The sequence below is a fragment of the Pseudomonas spelaei genome (assembly GCF_009724245.1).
GTDB lineage: Bacteria > Pseudomonadota > Gammaproteobacteria > Pseudomonadales > Pseudomonadaceae > Aquipseudomonas > Aquipseudomonas spelaei.
Map to the genome: position 1 here is coordinate 47,930 of NZ_WNNK01000022.1, position 16,470 is coordinate 64,399.

Below are 16,470 nucleotides of genomic sequence, written 5' to 3' on the forward strand. Positions count from 1 at the left end.
TTTCTGCCTATAACAAGCCGTACAGTCGGCCCCCCAAGGAGCAGCTTCATGATGATTCGCGCCTCACGCCTGGCCCCTACCAGCCTGGCCACCCTGATTGCCCTCTTTACCTTCAGTTCGGCCCAGGCCGATGAAGTCCAGGTGGCCGTTGCCGCCAACTTCACCGCGCCGATCCAGGCGATTGCCGCCGACTTCGAAAAAGACACCGGGCACAAACTGATTGCCGCTTACGGCGCCACCGGCCAGTTCTATACCCAGATCAAGAATGGCGCGCCGTTTGAAGTGTTCTTGAGCGCCGACGACACCACCCCGCAAAAACTCGAAACTGAAGGCGATACCGTCAAAGGCTCGCGCTTCACTTACGCGGTCGGCACCCTGGCGCTGTGGTCGGCCAAAGAAGGCTACGTCGATGCCAAGGGCGAAGTACTGAAGAAAAATGAATACAAGCACTTGTCCATCGCCAACCCGAAAGCTGCCCCTTATGGCCTCGCCGCCACTCAGGTGCTGGCCAAGGAAGGTTTGACTGAAAAAGTGAAGGACAAGATCGTCGAAGGCCAGAACATCACCCAGGCCTATCAATTCGTGTCCACCGGCAATGCCGAGCTGGGCTTTGTCGCCCTGTCGCAGATTTATAAAGACGGCAAGGTCACCAGCGGTTCGGCGTGGATCGTGCCAGCCTCCATGCATGACCCGATCAAGCAAGACGCGGTGATTCTCAACAAAGGCAAGGACAGTGCTGCTGCCAAGGCCCTGGTTGAGTACCTGAAAGGGCCAAAAGCCGCCGCAGTTATCAAGTCCTACGGTTACGAGCTCTAAATGTCCCTGTCGAGTGCCGATTTTTCCGCAATCTGGCTGACCATCAAACTGGCATCGCTGACCACCGCCATATTGTTGGTCATCGGCACTCCGATCGCCCTGTGGTTGTCGCGCACCCACTCGTGGTTGCGCGGCCCGATCGGGGCGATCGTCGCCCTGCCGTTGGTGCTGCCACCGACGGTGATCGGTTTCTATCTGTTGCTGACCATGGGTCCCAATGGCTACTTCGGCCAGTTCACCCAATGGCTGGGCCTGGGCACCTTGACCTTCAGTTTTACCGGGCTGGTGATCGGCTCGGTGATCTATTCCATGCCCTTCGTGGTGCAGCCGTTGCAGAACGCCTTCTGCGCCATCGGCACCCGCCCGCTGGAAGTGGCCGCGACCTTGCGGGCCAACCCCTGGGACACTTTTTTTAACGTGATACTGCCTCTGGCTCGCCCAGGGTTTATCACGGCATCGATTCTCGGCTTTGCCCATACCGTCGGTGAGTTCGGCGTGGTACTGATGATCGGCGGCAATATCCCCGACAAGACCCGGGTGGTTTCGGTGCAGATCTACGACCACGTCGAAGCCATGGAGTATGCCCAAGCCCACTGGCTGGCCGGGTCCATGGTGGTGTTTTCTTTCCTGGTGTTGCTGGCGCTCTACTCCAGCCGTAAAACCAAAGCGGGCTGGAGTTGATGTCGATGATAGAAGTACGCCTGCAACTGAAGTATTCCGGGTTTGCCCTGGACGTTGACCTGCAGTTGCCGGGGCGCGGCGTGACGGCGCTGTATGGGCATTCCGGCTCCGGCAAGACCACCTGCCTGCGCTGTATCGCCGGGCTGGAGCGCGCAGATGATGGCTTCATCAGGATCAATGATGAGGTGTGGCAGGACAGTCGCAGGGGGCTGTTCGTCCCCCCGCATAAACGCGCCCTGGGCTACGTATTTCAAGAGGCCAGCCTGTTCCCGCATTTGTCGGTGCTGGCCAATCTGCAATTCGGCCTCAAGCGCATCCCGCGCCAGCAACGTCGGGTGGACATGGCCCATGCCACGGAGTTGCTGGGCATCGGCCACCTGCTGGACCGTCATCCCCAGCACCTGTCCGGCGGCGAACGCCAGCGGGTCGGTATTGCCCGCGCCCTGCTGACCAGCCCGCAACTGCTGCTGATGGACGAGCCTTTGGCCGCGCTGGACAGCAAACGCAAAAACGAGATTCTGCCGTACCTGGAGCGTCTGCATGACGAGCTGGAAATCCCGGTGTTGTACGTCAGCCATGCCCAGGATGAAGTGGCGCGGCTGGCCGATCACATCGTCTTGCTCAGTGACGGCAACGCCCTGGCCAGCGGCCCGATTGGCGAGACCCTCGCCAGGCTTGACCTGCCCATGGCGCTGGGTGACGACGCGGGCGTGGTGATCAATGGCACAGTTAGTGCCTATGACAGCCACTACCAACTGCTGACCCTGCAACTGCCCGACAGCTCATTACAAATCCGGGTCGCTCATTCGCCGCTGGACTTGGGCAAACACCTGCGCTTCAAGGTGCAGGCCCGGGATGTCAGCCTGAGTTTGCAGGCCGAGGAATACAGCAGCATTCTCAACCGTCTGCCGGTGACGGTGACCCAGGAAATTCCCGCCGATAACAGTGCTCACGTACTGGTGCGCCTGGACGCGGGCGGCACGCCATTGCTGGCGCGTATCACACGTTTTTCCCGGGACCAGTTGCAACTGCACCCAGGCCAAGTGCTATGGGCACAAATCAAGGCGGTGGCGGTACTGGCCTGACCCTTGTAGGAAAAAACTCAATTGCGTTACCCTATCGACCCTTTCCAATTCCCGGGATGATCGCCGACGTGAAGTTCTAAGCCTTCCAAAATGTATTCGCAACGAGCCGCCTGGCGCGCTTGTTGGCTTGTTTCACATTTTTTTGGAGGTGCTGATGACTGACGTCAAACGGCTGCCCGTGCTCGTATCCCTGCAACACCTGTGCTTCCAGTTCGCCAATGGCGAAACCTTGCTGGACAATCTGACCCTGTCGTTCGATCACACGCCCACCGGCATTGTCGGTCGTAACGGCATGGGCAAAAGTGTCTTGGCGCGCTTGATTGCGGGCGTGCTTGCCCCCTCTTCCGGCACCCGTAAATCTTCGGCCAGCCTGGCCTACGTGCCACAAACAATCAGCCTGACACCTGGCGAAACCGTTGCACACGTGACGGGCACCGCCAAGGTCCTGGTTGCGCTTGAACGCTTGGCCAAGGGTGAAGCCGCGCCCGAGGACCTGGAGCTGATCGATGACCGCTGGGACTTGGCCGAACGCTTGCGCCACGCGCTGGACACGTCGGGGTTGCCTGAGGTCCGTGCCGACACCCCGGCCGACACCCTCAGTGGCGGCCAACTGGCACGCGTGGTGGTGATCGGCGCGCTGTTATCCAACCCTCAGTTGCTGGTGCTTGACGAGCCGACCAACCACTTGGACAGGGAGGGCCGCGACTGGCTACTCGGTGCCTTGCGCGACTGGCGCGGCGGCTTGATTGTGGTCAGCCATGACCGCCAGTTGCTCAATACCATGGGTCGAATCATCGAACTCTCTCCCTTGGGCGCTCAGATCTACGGCGGCAACTACGAGGATTTTCGCGCTCAACGCGAGACCGAACGGCAGGCCGCCCAGGCCGCCCTTGAACATGCGCGCCTGGACCGCAGCCGCGAACGCAAGCGCCTGCAAAAAGACCATGACAACATCCAGCGCCACGCTGCCAGGTCCCGCAAGAACGCAGACACCGCCAATGTCGACCGGCTCACCCGGGCGCACTGGAAAGCCGCCGCCAACGAAATCGTCAGCAACGTGCGCAGTGATCATCTGCAACACAAGCAGGAACTGGATGACCGTGTACGCCAGGCGCATTCGCGGGTAGTGGATGAAACGCCGACGCTGCTGGCTTTGCCCGACACGGTATTGCCCACTGGGCGCCAGGTGCTGATTCTGGACGGCCTGCAATTGCCCTGGCTGGATCCGCAGTCACCCGCCAGCTACGTCAATGCCAATCTGATCGGGCCGATGCGGCTAGTGGTCAACGGCCCCAACGGTTGTGGCAAATCTACCTTGCTCAAGGTACTGGCACGTCACCTGCCGCCCGTCAGCGGTGAGTGTGCGATTCACGTCCCCACTGCCTACATCGATCAACAACTGGCGTTGCTGGAGGATCACCTATCGATTGTCGAACACCTCCGTTTGTTGGACACGCCGCTGGCCGAAGGTGAGGTGCGTACACGCCTGGCGCTATTACAACTGAACGCCTTGCGGGTCACGCAGCCGGTCGGGCGACTCAGTGGTGGCGAACGATTGAAAGCCGCCATGGCGATTGCCATGTGGCGTGCAGTCCCGGCGCAATTGCTGCTGTTGGACGAGCCCACCAACCACTTGGACCTGGAGTCCGTCATTGCCTTCGAACAGGCGCTGCAGGGGTTTGCCGGCGCGATGGTCGCGGTGTCCCATGACCCGGTTTTTCTCGCCGCACTCCAGCCCACTCACACCTTGACCTGGCACGCCGAAGGTTGGCGTTTCGAGGGGGTTTGAATGGAATGCCCCAAGCCATTGCAGCCGAGACCAAAGCCCCCTACGGTAGTGGCCGGATAATCTCATCGAGGAACCTGGCCCCATGCTGCCTTCATCCCTCAGGCTGAACACCAACACGGCATTACTGCATCAACACAAATGGCGCGGCCGCGTCGGGTTGATGCTGGTGGCCAGCCTGTCGGTACTGGCCGGTATGACGGATGCAATCGGCTTCATGGCCAGCGGTGATTTTGTCTCGTTCATGAGCGGCAACACCACGCGCCTGGCGGTGGCGATCAGCGAAGGCGAGCTGGGCCTGATCGGGCGTCTGACACTGTTGGTGGCGACCTTTATCGCGGGCAATGCTCTGGGGGTAATCATCAGTCGTGTCAGCAAACGCCATGCCCTGCCCTTGCTGCTGTGCATCGCCACGTTGTTGTGCGGCGCGGCGGCCTGGCCATTCGCCGATCAATTGCCCGCCTTGCTGGCGGCGATCATCGCCATGGGCATGCTCAATGCAGCGGTCGAAGAGGTCAACGGCCTGCCGGTGGGGCTGACTTACGTCACTGGGGCACTGTCACGTTTCGGGCGCGGGCTGGGGCGATGGATGCTGGGGGAACGACGCAACGGCTGGCGAGTGCAGTTGATTCCGTGGGCCGGGATGTTTGCAGGTGCCGTGATCGGTGCGCTGCTCGAGCGGCAGATGGGGATTCACGCGCTGCTGGTCAGTGGCCTGCTGTCGGCGTTGCTGGGGCTGGTGTCATTGAAGATTCCGCGGCGTTGGCACCTGGGGTATATGCCACGCTGAATCGGCAGAAAAGGTGCCCGCCCGACATTTCGGCCTCGACGTCCCTGTACCGGTAAAGAGCCTGGATGTCGGGCGAGCTGGCGAATTTTAAGGCAACGCCCGGTGGCTGTCCGCCGGGCATTTCTGAATAAATCTAAAGCTGATTCTTACAGACAGGTCGCCAAGGCGGCCAGGCGCCGCTTGGCCGCCCAGTTGTCTTCAGCGGCGTAATAATTGGCAGTAGCCCCTTTACCGGTGGTCAACACATCGACGAAGTAATCACCGGCAGTGGTATAGATCGTATAACCGCCGGCCGGAGCCGCTTCCATGAACCCACCGGCGTCGACGCCGAATACGGCCTCGTCCTGCCAACCGAACTGAACGCATTGCGCAACTACCAGGGCCGCCTTGTCCGAGGCCAGTGCTTTGTAAGGCACACCGGAGCGCGCTTCCTTCATCTTCGATCCTGCGCAACCGGCCAGCGATGCCAGTACCAACGCGCCTATCACCACCATCCGCATACCGTTGCTTCCTTGGAAAAAAACGCGACTGTACCACTGGTTCCGCCTTGGCAGGCGACACCGACCGATTATTGCGTCACCCTGTGGGCTACCTGTGAACCTGCTTTTATCCGGAACCCCCATGACACCCAACGCCGAGCGCTATAACCCGTCCACCGACTATGCCGACAAACTGATCAGCCGCATTGGCCAGACCCCCTCGTGGATTGCCAAGCGTATCGGTGTGACCGACAAGCGTATCCGCTACATCCTCGATGGCGAGCGTACCGTCAAAGGCGAAACCAGCCCGATCCAGATGACCTATACCGAACAGTTCGCCCTGGAATGCCTGGCAGCCGAGGCCCAGGCGAACAAGAAGTGAAGCCCTGCTGACAACCCAGTGAACTTTGTTTCACTGTGAAGGGAGATCTCGCCACCTATAGTGGGCTGGCTCATTTTTAGAAGTCTCCTTCCTGCCCGCTTCCCCGCGGGCTTTTTTTCGCCTGTGTTTCCCCGTGGCCCCGTAGCGGTTCAGGACGGTATCTACGGAATCAGGGGCCTCAGAACAGCCAGCGAAACAGGTAGAACAACGCCATGCTCAGCAGCACGGTGATCAATACGCTGCGGGTCCAGAACATCAGGCCGACCGCGCAAATTCCGGCCAACAGATAAGGATTGCCCAGGCTCACATTGAGCTTATGGTCGGCCATGAAAATGATCGGGCCGCAAATCGCGGTCAGCATGCCTGGCACTGCAAACCCGAGAAACTCCCGTGCGCCACGGTTCAGGCGCACCGGCAAGCGCGGCTCGAGGAACAGATAACGGTTAAAGAAAACGATCAGGCCCATGGCAACAATCATCACAAATATCATTGCAACCCCACTCCCAGTCGCTTGCAGGCATAGCCCACACTCATCCCCAACACGCCCGACACCACCACCGCCGACTCCCAGTGCCAGTAACTGAGCAGCACCGAGAAGAACAGCGACACGGCGACACAGATCACCGTCGGCACATCCCGCACCACCGGCGTGATCAAGGCGATAAAGGTCGCAGCAATGGAAAATTCCAGGCCCAACTGGTCCAGGCCGGGAATGCTTTTGCCGAGCACAATGCCGGCAAAGGTGAACAGGTTCCAGATCAGGTAGAAGGTCAGGCCCACGCCCAAGGCGTACCAACGGTTGAAGGTCTCACGGTCATAGTGGTTAACCAGAGCAAAAAACTCGTCCGTCAGTAAAAAGCCCAGGCTCATGCGCCATCGCGGCTTGAGCGGCGATAACGTGGGCCGCATGTGCATGCCGTAGAGCAAGTGCTGGGAGGTCAGCAGCAAGGTGGTCAGCAGAATGGAAATCAGACTGGCCCCGCTCTTGACCATGCCGATGGCCACCAACTGGGCAGCACCGGCAAACACAATGGCCGACAGGCCCTGGCTTTCCAGTGGGGTGAATTGGGCGTCGATTGCGGTCGAACCCGCCAGCAGGCCCCAGGGCGCGCAGGCCAGGGATAAGGGAATGATCGCGATTGCGCCACGGGCAAACGCGTGGTGAGGCAAGGCAGTAGGCATACACAACGGGCTCATCAACAGACAGTCGATGAGCATGCCAGCACTGTTACACGTTGTCTTGAATGATCGTGCACAAAACAAGGCCCCGACCGTTGGGAGGGACCTTGCTTGCGGACATTACTTCTTTAGAGAGCTGGCAGCTTCGTCAATGAACGCTGCCACTTCGGCGGATTTTGACGCCAAAGAGGCGTGACTCGCATCCAGGGTGATGACCTTTTTAGCGTTCATGCGCTTGGCCATGCGCGCCTGGTTGTCCGGGTGGATCATGTGGTCCTGGCTGGAGATCTGGTACCAGGACGGTTTGTTTTTCCAGGCCGGGTTGCTGATGGCGTCACCAAAGGTGCTTGCCAGCGGGGCTTTCTGCGTGATGCCCATGATTTGCCCTTCTTCCAGCGGCAGGTCCTGGCAAAAGCTTTCGTGGAACAGCTCGGGCTTGACCCACAGGTAGCCGTCACTGTCGGGAGCCAGGTTCGGTGCCGCCTTGGGCAAATGTTCCTGGGTAATCCCGCCTGGGCTTTCGCCCGCGTCCGGAGCAAAGGCGGCAATGAACACCAACCCTTGGACATTGGGCTCGTTGCCCGCCTGGGTGATCACAGCACCGCCATAGGAGTGGCCGACCAACAAGACCGGCCCCTTGATCTGGGCCACCATCTTGCGGGTGCGCTCGGCGTCGTCGGCCAGCGAGGTCAGAGGAATTTCTACCGCGTGAAGATCCGTGTAACCCTTTTTATGCAGCAGGGCGATCACTCTGTTCCAGTGCGCCGCACCGCCCCAAAAACCATGTACGAGGACAATTGCCGGTTTTTCACTCATCGGGTGACTTCCTGTGTATTGAGTAAGTTGGGCTGACGGCCCTCACTTCACACGACCGCAGCCGTACTCAGTGTCCACTTATCACCGGGGATATTCACTCGCCAATCGCCGAACGGTCGTGCCCCAATATCAGGCCAGCTTGACCGACACCTGCTCCACCGAATCGCGGGCTTCGCGCAGTTCATCGGCGTCCTGGTTAAGGCGGTGGATGGTGTTGAGCAGGCGCTGGCGCAATACTTCATCACTGAGTTTTTCCACCGCGCGCATCAGGTCAAAGGCCGCGGTTTCGTTATTTTCCGCGACGGAATCGAGGGTCTTGCGCAGGTTTCGTGTGGCACGGGTCACGCGTTTTCTTCCTTCATCACCAATGGGCGGGCACTTTAGGACATTATTGTTTCATTTTAATTTCAACCACTTGTCACTCATTGCACGGGGTTTGATCCACATCAATCGATACAGGGTTTGACTGAAATATATGGAAATACGTATATTCGAATGATCGAATACATAAAGGCCCTGACCGTGCCAGATCTTTTCTCCCCGCCCCACCTCTTCAAATGCCTGGCCGATGCCACACGCATCCGGCTCACCCTACTGATCCTGCGCGAAGGCGAACTTTGCGTCTGCGAATTGATCCATGCCCTGAACGACAGCCAGCCAAAAATTTCCCGTCACCTCGCCCAACTGCGCAGCGCGGGGTTGCTGCTGGATCAACGCCAGGGACAGTGGATCTACTACCGCCTCAATCCGGCACTGCCACAGTGGGTAACGACCGTGCTGGAAACCACCCTGCAAGCCAACCAATCCTGGCTGCAAACCGACGCACTACGCCTGGACGCAATGGGCGACAGACCACAACGTGCCAGCAGTTGCTGCTGACCCATAGGAGAGTGTTTCCATGCTTGTCGCTGGTGCGATCTTTCTGTTCACCATCGTTCTGGTCATCTGGCAGCCCAAAGGCCTGGGTGTCGGTTGGAGTGCTACCGCAGGCGCGATCCTCGCACTGGCCTGCGGGGTGATCAGCCTGGCCGATATTCCGGTGGTGTGGCAGATCATCTGGAACGCCACCGGGACTTTCGTCGCGCTGATCATCATCAGCCTGTTACTCGACGAAGCCGGCTTTTTCGCCTGGGCCGCCTTGCATGTCGCCCGCTGGGGTCGAGGCCGCGGACGACGATTGTTTGCCTATATGGTGTTGCTGGGCGCCCTGGTATCGGCGTTGTTCGCCAACGACGGCGCCGCACTGATCCTCACGCCGATCGTCATGTCGATGTTGCTGGCCCTGCGTTTTTCCCCGGCGGCCACCCTGGCCTTCGTCATGGGCGCAGGCTTTATTGCCGACACCGCCAGTCTCCCGCTGGTGGTTTCCAACCTGGTGAACATTGTCTCGGCGGACTACTTCAAGATCGGCTTCAACGAATACGCAGCGGTAATGGTGCCGGTGAATCTGGTCAGCATCGCCGCAACCCTGGCGGTGTTGCTGTGGTTCTTCCGCCGTGACATTCCACAAGCCTATGACCCGGCCGACCTTGATGACCCGGCCAGTGCCATCCATGATCACGCCACTTTCCGTGCCGGCTGGTGGGTGCTGGGCATCCTGCTGGTGGGTTGTTTCGCCCTGGAACCCTTGGGCATTCCCATCAGCGCGATCTCTGCAGTGTGTGCACTGTTGCTGCTGGTGATCGCCGCCAAGGGTCACAAGATCTCCACCCGCAAAGTGTTGAAAGAAGCGCCGTGGCAGATCGTGATTTTCTCCCTGGGCATGTACCTGGTGGTCTATGGCCTGCGCAACGCCGGACTGACCACTTACCTCGCCACCTGGCTCGATGCCTTTGCCGAATACGGCATCTGGGGCGCAGCGCTGGGCACCGGGGTGCTGACGGCGCTGCTGTCATCGGCAATGAACAACCTGCCCACCGTGTTGATCGGGGCACTGTCCATCGAGTCCAGCCACGCTGTGGGCGTGGTCAAGGACGCGATGATCTACGCCAACGTGATCGGCAGCGACCTGGGCCCGAAAATCACGCCCATCGGCAGCCTGGCCACACTGCTCTGGCTGCACATCCTGGCGCGCAAGGGCATCACCATCACTTGGGGTTACTACTTCAAGGTCGGCATTGTCCTGACCCTGCCCGTGTTGTTGATCACCCTCGCCGCCCTGGCCTTGCGCCTCAGTGTTTAACGGAGTCCTGTCATGAAAGTCCTGTTCATGTGTACCGCCAACAGTTGCCGCAGCATTCTGTCCGAAGCGGTGTTCAACCACCTGGCCCCGCCAGGTTTCCACGCCATCAGTTCCGGCAGCTTTCCCAAGGGCCACGTCTTGCCTCGTAGTTTGAGTGCCTTGCAGGCCGCCGGAATCAGCATCGAAGGGTTGTACAGCAAAGGCAACGATGCTTTTGCGGGCAACCCGCCAGACATCGTGATCACCGTTTGCGACAAGGCCGCCGGTGAAACCTGCCCGGTGTATTTCGGCCCGGCGCTCAAGGCCCATTGGGGGCTTGAGGACCCGTCAGATGTTCAGGCTGATGAGGCTCACATCGATGCGGCCTTCAATGCCACCCTGGAAACCATCGAAACACGCTGCCGATCCTTCTTCAGCTTGCCGTTCACCCGCCTTGGCGCGGTTGAGCTCCAGAGTGAGCTGGAACGTATCGCCGCGCTGTAACGTTCGACGACTTTTCGCAAGGGGCAGCACCCGCGTATGCTCGCCATCTCCCATAGGAAGGAAGGCAGGCATGCTGACGATCTTTTTCTCGGCGCTGGTATTCGGTTTTGTGTTTTGTCTTTCCCCCGGCGCCGTGCTGGCGGAAACCTTGCGCCGCGGCCTGCTCCACGGGTTTTCCCCGGCATTGCTGGTGCAAATCGGCTCGCTGGTGGGGGATGCCGTTTGGGCGGTGGTTGGCCTGACGGGCATGGCGTTGTTGATCCAGCATGAGTCGATACGCATCCCGCTGACGCTCATCTGCGGTCTCTATCTGGCCTGGCTCGGCCTTCAGAGCCTGAGGGATGCCTGGCGCTTGCCCGAAGCAGACAGCACACCGGCCCGATCCGGACAGAACGCTCTGATGGTCGGCGCGGCGATTTCCCTGGCCAACCCGAAGAACATTGTCTACTGGGGCGCCCTGGGCAGCGCGCTCTCAGGCATTGTCGGTGCCACACCAAGCCACAACCAGACGTTGATGTTTTTCGCCGGTTTCATGGCGGCCTCGATCCTGTCGTGCTTCCTGATTGCGGCACTGGTCAATCTGTTACGCAAAACGGCATCGGCAACTTGGCAACGGATCAGTTATGGCGCCTGCGGGTTGGTATTGATCTATCTGGCACTGTTAGCCCTGCGCGGTATTTAATTCATATGTACGCAAACTTCCTTGTACCTCTTGCCTGAACGAACTCTGAACCAGTGACAATTTAATTCATTAAACATTGACAATCAGTAACTGCCTGAGTAGATTGCCCGTGCCTGCAACTCGGGCCTTTTTTAAACCTCACAAAAGAAGCCAATGGACACAGTATCTAGTCGCTGTCCGATCACCGTGAAATCGGCGAATCGGGCGCAAAACCCAGAATATGACGGGACTCGCCTTTCAGGTCGGGTAAGCTGCGCTAGAGCTTGATGCTCCACGTAACTGCCTCACCGGTCGCCAGTCCGGTCCCGAGGTGTGTTATGAACTTCCAAACCTTTGTTTTTCCTAAAGTAATCTTGCCTGATCTACGTACGCTGGCGTCAGCCCTGCGTGCCAAGCTGGGCCGCGACCCCGTGGGCTTTTCGCCTAGCCGCACCGCCTTTATCAGCCCTGCCCCCCGCGTAAGCCCGGTTCCCCTGGCCCACTGGCGTATCTGCCCAACGACTGGCCAACTGCTGCAGCACTGGGATCACGCCGACCCTCAAGACCCTCAGAGTCGAAACGCCTCCAGCCTGTTCGCGCAAGCGAGCCTGATGCTGAGTCTCTACGTGAGCGCTCACGGCTGGAAGCGTTGAACAGTCATCTCCAGGCCCCCTCTTCGAGTGCTTGAGAAAGACTGTTTTCTTATTATCCGCTAATTGATTTGCTGGAGTTCTCTATGGACGAAGCCAGTAGTAGCCCGCTGCGCGCTAGTTAACTAACGCGCTTCTAGCGGGCCTCTAGAAAGTTGCTGAACACTTTATTTAAACCGATCGCGAAGTCAGCGACTCGGCATGCTTTCGCTCGCCTGTCTTCAGGTAAGTCCCGGGTATGTTTTGTCGAAAAATTGGCGACAGGAGCACATACAATGAGCGCAGTAAAAAACGCACCCCTGCACAAAAAAAATAGCACCGACACCGATATCAAACTGTCGATGCGCGCTGCCCGGGAGGCCCAGAACGGCCTCTCGGCCACCCTGGCTAACGTGCGAGCAACCAAGGATGGCTTGACCGAACTGGACGCCTCGGCGCGTCTGCAGCGGGAAGGCTATAACGAGGTGGCTCACGACAAGCCACCGCACGCTTTCGTGCAATTTCTCCAGGCACTGAACAACCCGTTCATCTATGTCTTGCTGACCCTGGGCGCCATCAGCTTCGTCACTGATTACTGGCTGCCACTGCAGGCTGGTGAAGAAGTCGACCTGACCAAAGTCATCATTATCATGACCATGGTCATGCTCAGCAGCTTGCTGCGCTTCTGGCAGGAACACCGTTCAGCCAAGTCCGCCGAAGCCTTGAAAGCCATGGTCCGCACCACCGCGACCGTGCTGCGTCGCGAACAAGTCGGCTCCAAGCCTACTCTGCGGGAAGTGCCGATGCGCGACCTGGTGGCAGGTGACATCGTGCAACTGTCCGCCGGCGACATGATCCCGGCGGACATCCGCCTGATCGAATCCCGGGACTTGTTTATCAGCCAGGCCGTACTGACCGGCGAAGCGTTGCCGGTGGAAAAGTACGACACCCTGGGGGACGTCACGCAGAAATCCGCCACGTCCAAAGCGGCAGACCAGGGCAACCTGCTGGACCTGCCCAACATCTGCTTCATGGGCACCAACGTGGTCAGTGGCCGGGCGCAAGCCGTGGTGGTGGCCACCGGTGCGCGCACCTATTTCGGGTCGCTGGCCAAAGCCATCGTCGGCTCCCGCGTGCAAACCGCGTTTGACCGTGGGGTGAACAGCGTCAGCTGGCTGTTGATTCGCTTCATGCTGGTAATGGTACCGATCGTATTTTTCCTCAACGGTTTCTCCAAGGGCGACTGGGGCGATGCCTTCCTGTTTGCCCTGGCGGTGGCTGTCGGCCTGACCCCGGAAATGCTGCCGATGATCGTCAGCGCCAACCTGGCCAAGGGCGCAACCGCCATGGCCAAGCGCAAGGTGGTGGTCAAGCGCCTGAATGCGATCCAGAACTTCGGCTCGATGGACGTGCTGTGCACCGACAAGACCGGCACCCTGACCCAGGACAAAATCATCCTGGAGCACCACGTCAACGCCTTCGGCCAACGTGATGACTCGGTGCTGTCCCTGGCCTGGCTGAACAGCCATCACCAAAGCGGCATGCGCAACCTGATGGACCAGGCAGTGGTGCAGTTCTCGCAACAGAATCCAAAGTTCCAGGTGCCGTTCGCCTATAGCAAGGTTGATGAACTGCCCTTCGACTTCGTACGTCGACGCCTGTCGATTGTGGTCAAGGATGCCCAGGGCGATCACCTGCTGGTGTGCAAGGGCGCCGTGGAGGAGATGCTGAGCATTTCCACCCATACGATGGAAGGCGACACCGCCGTCGTATTGGATGAGCGCCGCCGTGAAGAGTTGCTGGCCCTCGCCAGTGACTACAACGAAGACGGCTTCCGGGTACTGGTGGTCGCGACCCGCAATATTCCCAAATCCCTGGCGCGTAACCAATACACCACCGCCGATGAACGCAACCTGGTGATCCATGGCTTCCTGACCTTCCTCGACCCACCGAAGGAAACCGCTGGCCCGGCCATTGCTGCCCTGCAAGATATCGGCGTGGCCGTCAAAGTGCTCACCGGCGACAACGCCGTGGTCACCAGCAAGATCTGCCGCCAGGTCGGGCTGGATCCAGGCCAGCCATTGCTGGGCGTGGACATCGAAGCCATGGACGATGCCACCCTCAAGCTGCAAGTCGAAGAGCGTACGGTCTTCGCCAAACTGACACCGTTGCAGAAATCCCGGGTGCTCAAGGCCTTGCAATCCAACGGCCACACCGTGGGCTTCCTCGGCGACGGCATCAACGATGCACCAGCCCTGCGGGATGCCGACGTGGGTATCTCGGTGGACAGCGGTACTGATATCGCCAAGGAGTCGGCCGACATCATCCTCCTGGAAAAGAGCCTGATGGTGCTGGAAGAGGGTGTGCTCAAGGGCCGCGAAACCTTCGGCAATATCATGAAGTACCTGAACATGACCGCCAGCTCCAACTTCGGCAACGTGTTCTCGGTGCTGGTGGCCAGTGCATTCATTCCCTTCATGCCGATGCTGGCGATCCACCTGCTGCTGCAAAACCTGATGTACGACATCTCCCAGTTGGCCTTGCCATGGGACAAGATGGACAAGGAATACCTGGCCAAGCCGCGTAAGTGGGATGCGAAAAACATTGGCCGCTTCATGATCTGGATCGGGCCGACCTCGTCGATCTTCGACATCACCACCTTTGCCCTGATGTGGTACGTGTTCTCCGCCAACAGCGTGGAAATGCAGACCCTGTTCCAATCGGGCTGGTTCATCGAGGGGCTGCTGTCGCAAACCCTGGTGGTGCACATGTTGCGCACACGCAAGATTCCGTTCTTCCAGAGCACCGCCGCCTGGCCGGTGATCATGATGACCTGCATCGTGATTGCACTCGGGATCTACGTACCGTTCTCGCCCCTGGGCACCCTGGTGGGCCTGGAGCCGCTGCCGCTGGCGTACTTCCCATGGCTGGTGGGCACCCTGCTCGCCTACTGCTGTGTCGCCCAACTGATGAAGACGATCTACATCCGCCGCTTCAAGCAGTGGTACTGATCGACCACCTGTAGCCGCTGACGAGGCACGAGGCTGCGATGGGCTGCGCCGAGGGCGGTCCTGCGGCCCGCATCGCAGCCTCGTGCCTCGGCAGCGGCTACAACCGAGAAAATGAAAAGCGACAAGCAATACAAGGAAAACACCATGCGCGTCTTGATCTGTGCAGGTCGTCATTACGCCGATGCAAAAATGTCCCGCCAAGTGCTGGATGCCTACCACCGCCTGCGCCCTGTACAGGTGCTGATCCACGGTGGCAGCCAGTTCCTGGGCAGCGACATAGAGGACTGGGCCCGGGAAACGGGAGTGGATGTGGTGCGTTACCCACCCAACTGGCAACGCCATGGCAAACAGGCAGAACGGCATCGCAACCAGTTCATGCTGACGGACAGCCGACCCGACGTGGTAATTGCACTGCCCGGTGGCGACGACACCTCACAACTGATCATCCAGGCAAGAACGTGCGGCATCCATGTGCTGACCGTGGACAGCTGAATCAATCCCCATTTGGAGCATCACCCCATGCCAGAAGAACCCAGTTGTAGCGGCATCACCCTGCAGCACACCTCTTATTTGAATCACGGCGCGTCCCTGCCAAGCCCATTGCTCAATGGTCGACCGGGACCGCGCTGCCGGCTGTTTATCGAGGTTCACCATGTACAAAAAACACCTGCCACAGCGCCCTGACGGTTTTGCCAAATACCGCCTCCAGCAACACCAGAAGTCCAAATCCAAATCCAGCCTTCATGCCCTGCCCCTCTCCAAACAACGCGCGCTGCGGCGCAATCTGATCTTCATCGGCACCACCCTGGGTGTCGTTCTGGTCCTCAGCCTGATCTCCAAGGCATATGCCGCCGGCGGCTCGTATGTGGTCGACGACGGCGCGATCAATGCGCCAGGGGAATGCAACATCGACGCCTGGCACACCGCCAATCGGCACCATGGATCGACCCACAATGAAACCCTGTCCGCCGCGTGTACCTCCGCTGGCGTACCGTGGCTGCAATGGGGCGCCGCCGTGGCGCGGGCCACCGCCGAGGGCGATGGCGAAACCCAGGTCAGCCCACAGCTCAAGGCGCAATTGTGGTCACGGGAGGACTTGGGGATAGAAGTGGCGGCGTCCGCTACCGCGCATTTCGCCCTCAATCGGCAACATACCTTTGACGGCGCCGACCTGAGCATTCCCTTCACCTGGCAGCCGCTGGAGGCCCTGCGGCTGAACGTCAATGCGGGGTGGACCCATGCCTATGACGGTGGCGAGCAACATCATCGGCTGACCTGGGGTACGGGATTTGAATACGACGTGGCGCAGTCGCTGACGCTGATCGCCGAACGCTACGGCCAGGAAGGTGGCGACCAGGCGTGGCAAGCGGGGCCACGAGTGCATGTCGGGAAGAATATCGATGTGGATCTGGTGGTGGGCCGCAGCCTGATCGGGGATCGTCATCAGTGGCTGACGACAGGAGCTACGCTGCGGTTCTGAAGGAGCATGA

19 protein-coding genes are annotated in these 16,470 nt (G+C 59.6%); 14 read left to right on the top strand and 5 right to left on the bottom strand.

Annotated elements, in window-relative coordinates; all coding sequences use genetic code 11:
* Positions 1 to 48 precede the first annotated feature (48 nt).
* The 5 genes from modA to GNF76_RS22735 all read left to right on the top strand — a co-directional run bounded on the left by modA (position 49) and on the right by GNF76_RS22735 (position 5,158).
* The gene (gene modA, locus GNF76_RS22715; protein ID WP_155585323.1) at positions 49 to 816 is read left to right on the top strand and encodes a molybdate ABC transporter substrate-binding protein; all 768 of its coding nucleotides are present in this window, start codon (positions 49 to 51) and stop codon (positions 814 to 816) included.
* The gene (gene modB, locus GNF76_RS22720) at positions 817 to 1,497 is read left to right on the top strand and encodes a molybdate ABC transporter permease subunit (RefSeq protein WP_155585324.1); all 681 of its coding nucleotides are present in this window, start codon (positions 817 to 819) and stop codon (positions 1,495 to 1,497) included.
* A gap of 5 nt (positions 1,498 to 1,502) precedes the next feature.
* A complete protein-coding gene (gene modC, locus GNF76_RS22725; protein WP_155585325.1) occupies positions 1,503 to 2,582 on the top strand; it encodes a molybdenum ABC transporter ATP-binding protein in 1,080 nt (359 codons plus the stop codon).
* Positions 2,583 to 2,736: 154 nt separating this feature from the next.
* A complete protein-coding gene (locus GNF76_RS22730; protein ID WP_155585326.1) occupies positions 2,737 to 4,371 on the top strand; it encodes an ABC-F family ATP-binding cassette domain-containing protein in 1,635 nt (544 codons plus the stop codon).
* A gap of 82 nt (positions 4,372 to 4,453) precedes the next feature.
* Positions 4,454 to 5,158, top strand: a complete 705-nt coding sequence (locus GNF76_RS22735; RefSeq protein ID WP_155585327.1) for a YoaK family protein — start codon at positions 4,454 to 4,456, stop codon at positions 5,156 to 5,158.
* A 146-nt stretch (positions 5,159 to 5,304) separates the two neighbouring features.
* Here the strand turns inward: GNF76_RS22735 and GNF76_RS22740 are convergent, their stop codons facing one another.
* The gene (locus GNF76_RS22740) at positions 5,305 to 5,658 is read right to left on the bottom strand and encodes a hypothetical protein (RefSeq protein WP_155585328.1); all 354 of its coding nucleotides are present in this window, start codon (positions 5,656 to 5,658) and stop codon (positions 5,305 to 5,307) included.
* Between the two features lie 121 nt (positions 5,659 to 5,779).
* On the opposite strand from GNF76_RS22740, the gene GNF76_RS22745 reads away from it, so the two are divergent.
* Positions 5,780 to 6,019, top strand: coding sequence for a hypothetical protein (locus GNF76_RS22745; RefSeq protein ID WP_155585329.1), 240 nt, complete (start codon positions 5,780 to 5,782; stop codon positions 6,017 to 6,019).
* A gap of 178 nt (positions 6,020 to 6,197) precedes the next feature.
* On the opposite strand, the gene GNF76_RS22750 is transcribed toward GNF76_RS22745, so the two are convergent.
* The 4 genes from GNF76_RS22750 to GNF76_RS22765 all read right to left on the bottom strand — a co-directional run bounded on the left by GNF76_RS22750 (position 6,198) and on the right by GNF76_RS22765 (position 8,359).
* Entirely contained in the window at positions 6,198 to 6,509 is a 312-nt protein-coding gene (locus GNF76_RS22750) for an AzlD domain-containing protein (protein ID WP_155585330.1), read from the bottom strand.
* Positions 6,506 to 7,201, bottom strand: coding sequence for an AzlC family ABC transporter permease (locus GNF76_RS22755; protein ID WP_155585401.1), 696 nt, complete (start codon positions 7,199 to 7,201; stop codon positions 6,506 to 6,508). The genes GNF76_RS22750 and GNF76_RS22755 overlap by 4 nt, the downstream gene beginning before the upstream one ends.
* Before the next feature lie 117 nt (positions 7,202 to 7,318).
* Positions 7,319 to 8,014 (bottom strand): alpha/beta hydrolase, encoded by a 696-nt coding sequence (locus GNF76_RS22760; protein ID WP_155585331.1) that lies wholly within the window; start codon positions 8,012 to 8,014, stop codon positions 7,319 to 7,321.
* Between the two features lie 129 nt (positions 8,015 to 8,143).
* Positions 8,144 to 8,359: a hypothetical protein gene (locus GNF76_RS22765; protein WP_169354475.1), complete on the bottom strand. Its 216-nt coding sequence runs from the start codon at positions 8,357 to 8,359 to the stop codon at positions 8,144 to 8,146.
* A gap of 177 nt (positions 8,360 to 8,536) precedes the next feature.
* Here GNF76_RS22765 and GNF76_RS22770 point away from each other — a divergent pair, with 177 nt between their 5' ends.
* The 8 genes from GNF76_RS22770 (at position 8,537) to GNF76_RS22805 (ending at position 16,460) form a co-directional block, all read left to right on the top strand.
* Positions 8,537 to 8,893, top strand: a complete 357-nt coding sequence (locus GNF76_RS22770; protein ID WP_379652597.1) for a metalloregulator ArsR/SmtB family transcription factor — start codon at positions 8,537 to 8,539, stop codon at positions 8,891 to 8,893.
* Positions 8,894 to 8,912: 19 nt separating this feature from the next.
* Positions 8,913 to 10,196, top strand: a complete 1,284-nt coding sequence (locus tag GNF76_RS22775) for an arsenic transporter (protein WP_155585333.1) — start codon at positions 8,913 to 8,915, stop codon at positions 10,194 to 10,196.
* Between the two features lie 12 nt (positions 10,197 to 10,208).
* The gene (locus GNF76_RS22780; RefSeq protein ID WP_155585334.1) at positions 10,209 to 10,679 is read left to right on the top strand and encodes an arsenate reductase ArsC; all 471 of its coding nucleotides are present in this window, start codon (positions 10,209 to 10,211) and stop codon (positions 10,677 to 10,679) included.
* A 70-nt stretch (positions 10,680 to 10,749) separates the two neighbouring features.
* A complete protein-coding gene (locus GNF76_RS22785; protein WP_155585335.1) occupies positions 10,750 to 11,361 on the top strand; it encodes a LysE family transporter in 612 nt (203 codons plus the stop codon).
* Between the two features lie 317 nt (positions 11,362 to 11,678).
* Positions 11,679 to 11,993: a hypothetical protein gene (locus GNF76_RS22790; RefSeq protein WP_155585336.1), complete on the top strand. Its 315-nt coding sequence runs from the start codon at positions 11,679 to 11,681 to the stop codon at positions 11,991 to 11,993.
* A 272-nt stretch (positions 11,994 to 12,265) separates the two neighbouring features.
* Positions 12,266 to 14,980, top strand: a complete 2,715-nt coding sequence (gene mgtA, locus GNF76_RS22795; RefSeq protein ID WP_155585337.1) for a magnesium-translocating P-type ATPase — start codon at positions 12,266 to 12,268, stop codon at positions 14,978 to 14,980.
* Between the two features lie 144 nt (positions 14,981 to 15,124).
* Complete coding sequence (locus tag GNF76_RS22800; RefSeq protein WP_155585338.1) at positions 15,125 to 15,472, top strand: DUF2493 domain-containing protein; 348 nt, start codon at positions 15,125 to 15,127, stop codon at positions 15,470 to 15,472.
* 160 nt (positions 15,473 to 15,632) lie between these two features.
* Positions 15,633 to 16,460, top strand: coding sequence for a hypothetical protein (locus GNF76_RS22805; protein WP_155585339.1), 828 nt, complete (start codon positions 15,633 to 15,635; stop codon positions 16,458 to 16,460).
* The last annotated feature ends 10 nt before the right edge of the window (positions 16,461 to 16,470 follow it).

Coding starts and splice junctions, on each gene's coding strand:
- GNF76_RS22805 (WP_155585339.1), top strand. CDS start 15,633: ATGTACAAAAAACACCTGCCACAGCGCCCTGACGGTTTTGCCAAATAC.
- GNF76_RS22760 (WP_155585331.1), bottom strand. CDS start 8,014: ATGAGTGAAAAACCGGCAATTGTCCTCGTACATGGTTTTTGGGGCGGT.
- GNF76_RS22780 (WP_155585334.1), top strand. CDS start 10,209: ATGAAAGTCCTGTTCATGTGTACCGCCAACAGTTGCCGCAGCATTCTG.
- GNF76_RS22755 (WP_155585401.1), bottom strand. CDS start 7,201: ATGCCTACTGCCTTGCCTCACCACGCGTTTGCCCGTGGCGCAATCGCG.
- mgtA (WP_155585337.1), top strand. CDS start 12,266: ATGAGCGCAGTAAAAAACGCACCCCTGCACAAAAAAAATAGCACCGAC.
- GNF76_RS22740 (WP_155585328.1), bottom strand. CDS start 5,658: ATGCGGATGGTGGTGATAGGCGCGTTGGTACTGGCATCGCTGGCCGGT.
- GNF76_RS22790 (WP_155585336.1), top strand. CDS start 11,679: ATGAACTTCCAAACCTTTGTTTTTCCTAAAGTAATCTTGCCTGATCTA.
- modC (WP_155585325.1), top strand. CDS start 1,503: ATGATAGAAGTACGCCTGCAACTGAAGTATTCCGGGTTTGCCCTGGAC.
- GNF76_RS22745 (WP_155585329.1), top strand. CDS start 5,780: ATGACACCCAACGCCGAGCGCTATAACCCGTCCACCGACTATGCCGAC.
- GNF76_RS22775 (WP_155585333.1), top strand. CDS start 8,913: ATGCTTGTCGCTGGTGCGATCTTTCTGTTCACCATCGTTCTGGTCATC.
- GNF76_RS22735 (WP_155585327.1), top strand. CDS start 4,454: ATGCTGCCTTCATCCCTCAGGCTGAACACCAACACGGCATTACTGCAT.
- GNF76_RS22800 (WP_155585338.1), top strand. CDS start 15,125: ATGCGCGTCTTGATCTGTGCAGGTCGTCATTACGCCGATGCAAAAATG.
- modB (WP_155585324.1), top strand. CDS start 817: ATGTCCCTGTCGAGTGCCGATTTTTCCGCAATCTGGCTGACCATCAAA.
- GNF76_RS22730 (WP_155585326.1), top strand. CDS start 2,737: ATGACTGACGTCAAACGGCTGCCCGTGCTCGTATCCCTGCAACACCTG.
- GNF76_RS22785 (WP_155585335.1), top strand. CDS start 10,750: ATGCTGACGATCTTTTTCTCGGCGCTGGTATTCGGTTTTGTGTTTTGT.
- GNF76_RS22750 (WP_155585330.1), bottom strand. CDS start 6,509: ATGATATTTGTGATGATTGTTGCCATGGGCCTGATCGTTTTCTTTAAC.
- modA (WP_155585323.1), top strand. CDS start 49: ATGATGATTCGCGCCTCACGCCTGGCCCCTACCAGCCTGGCCACCCTG.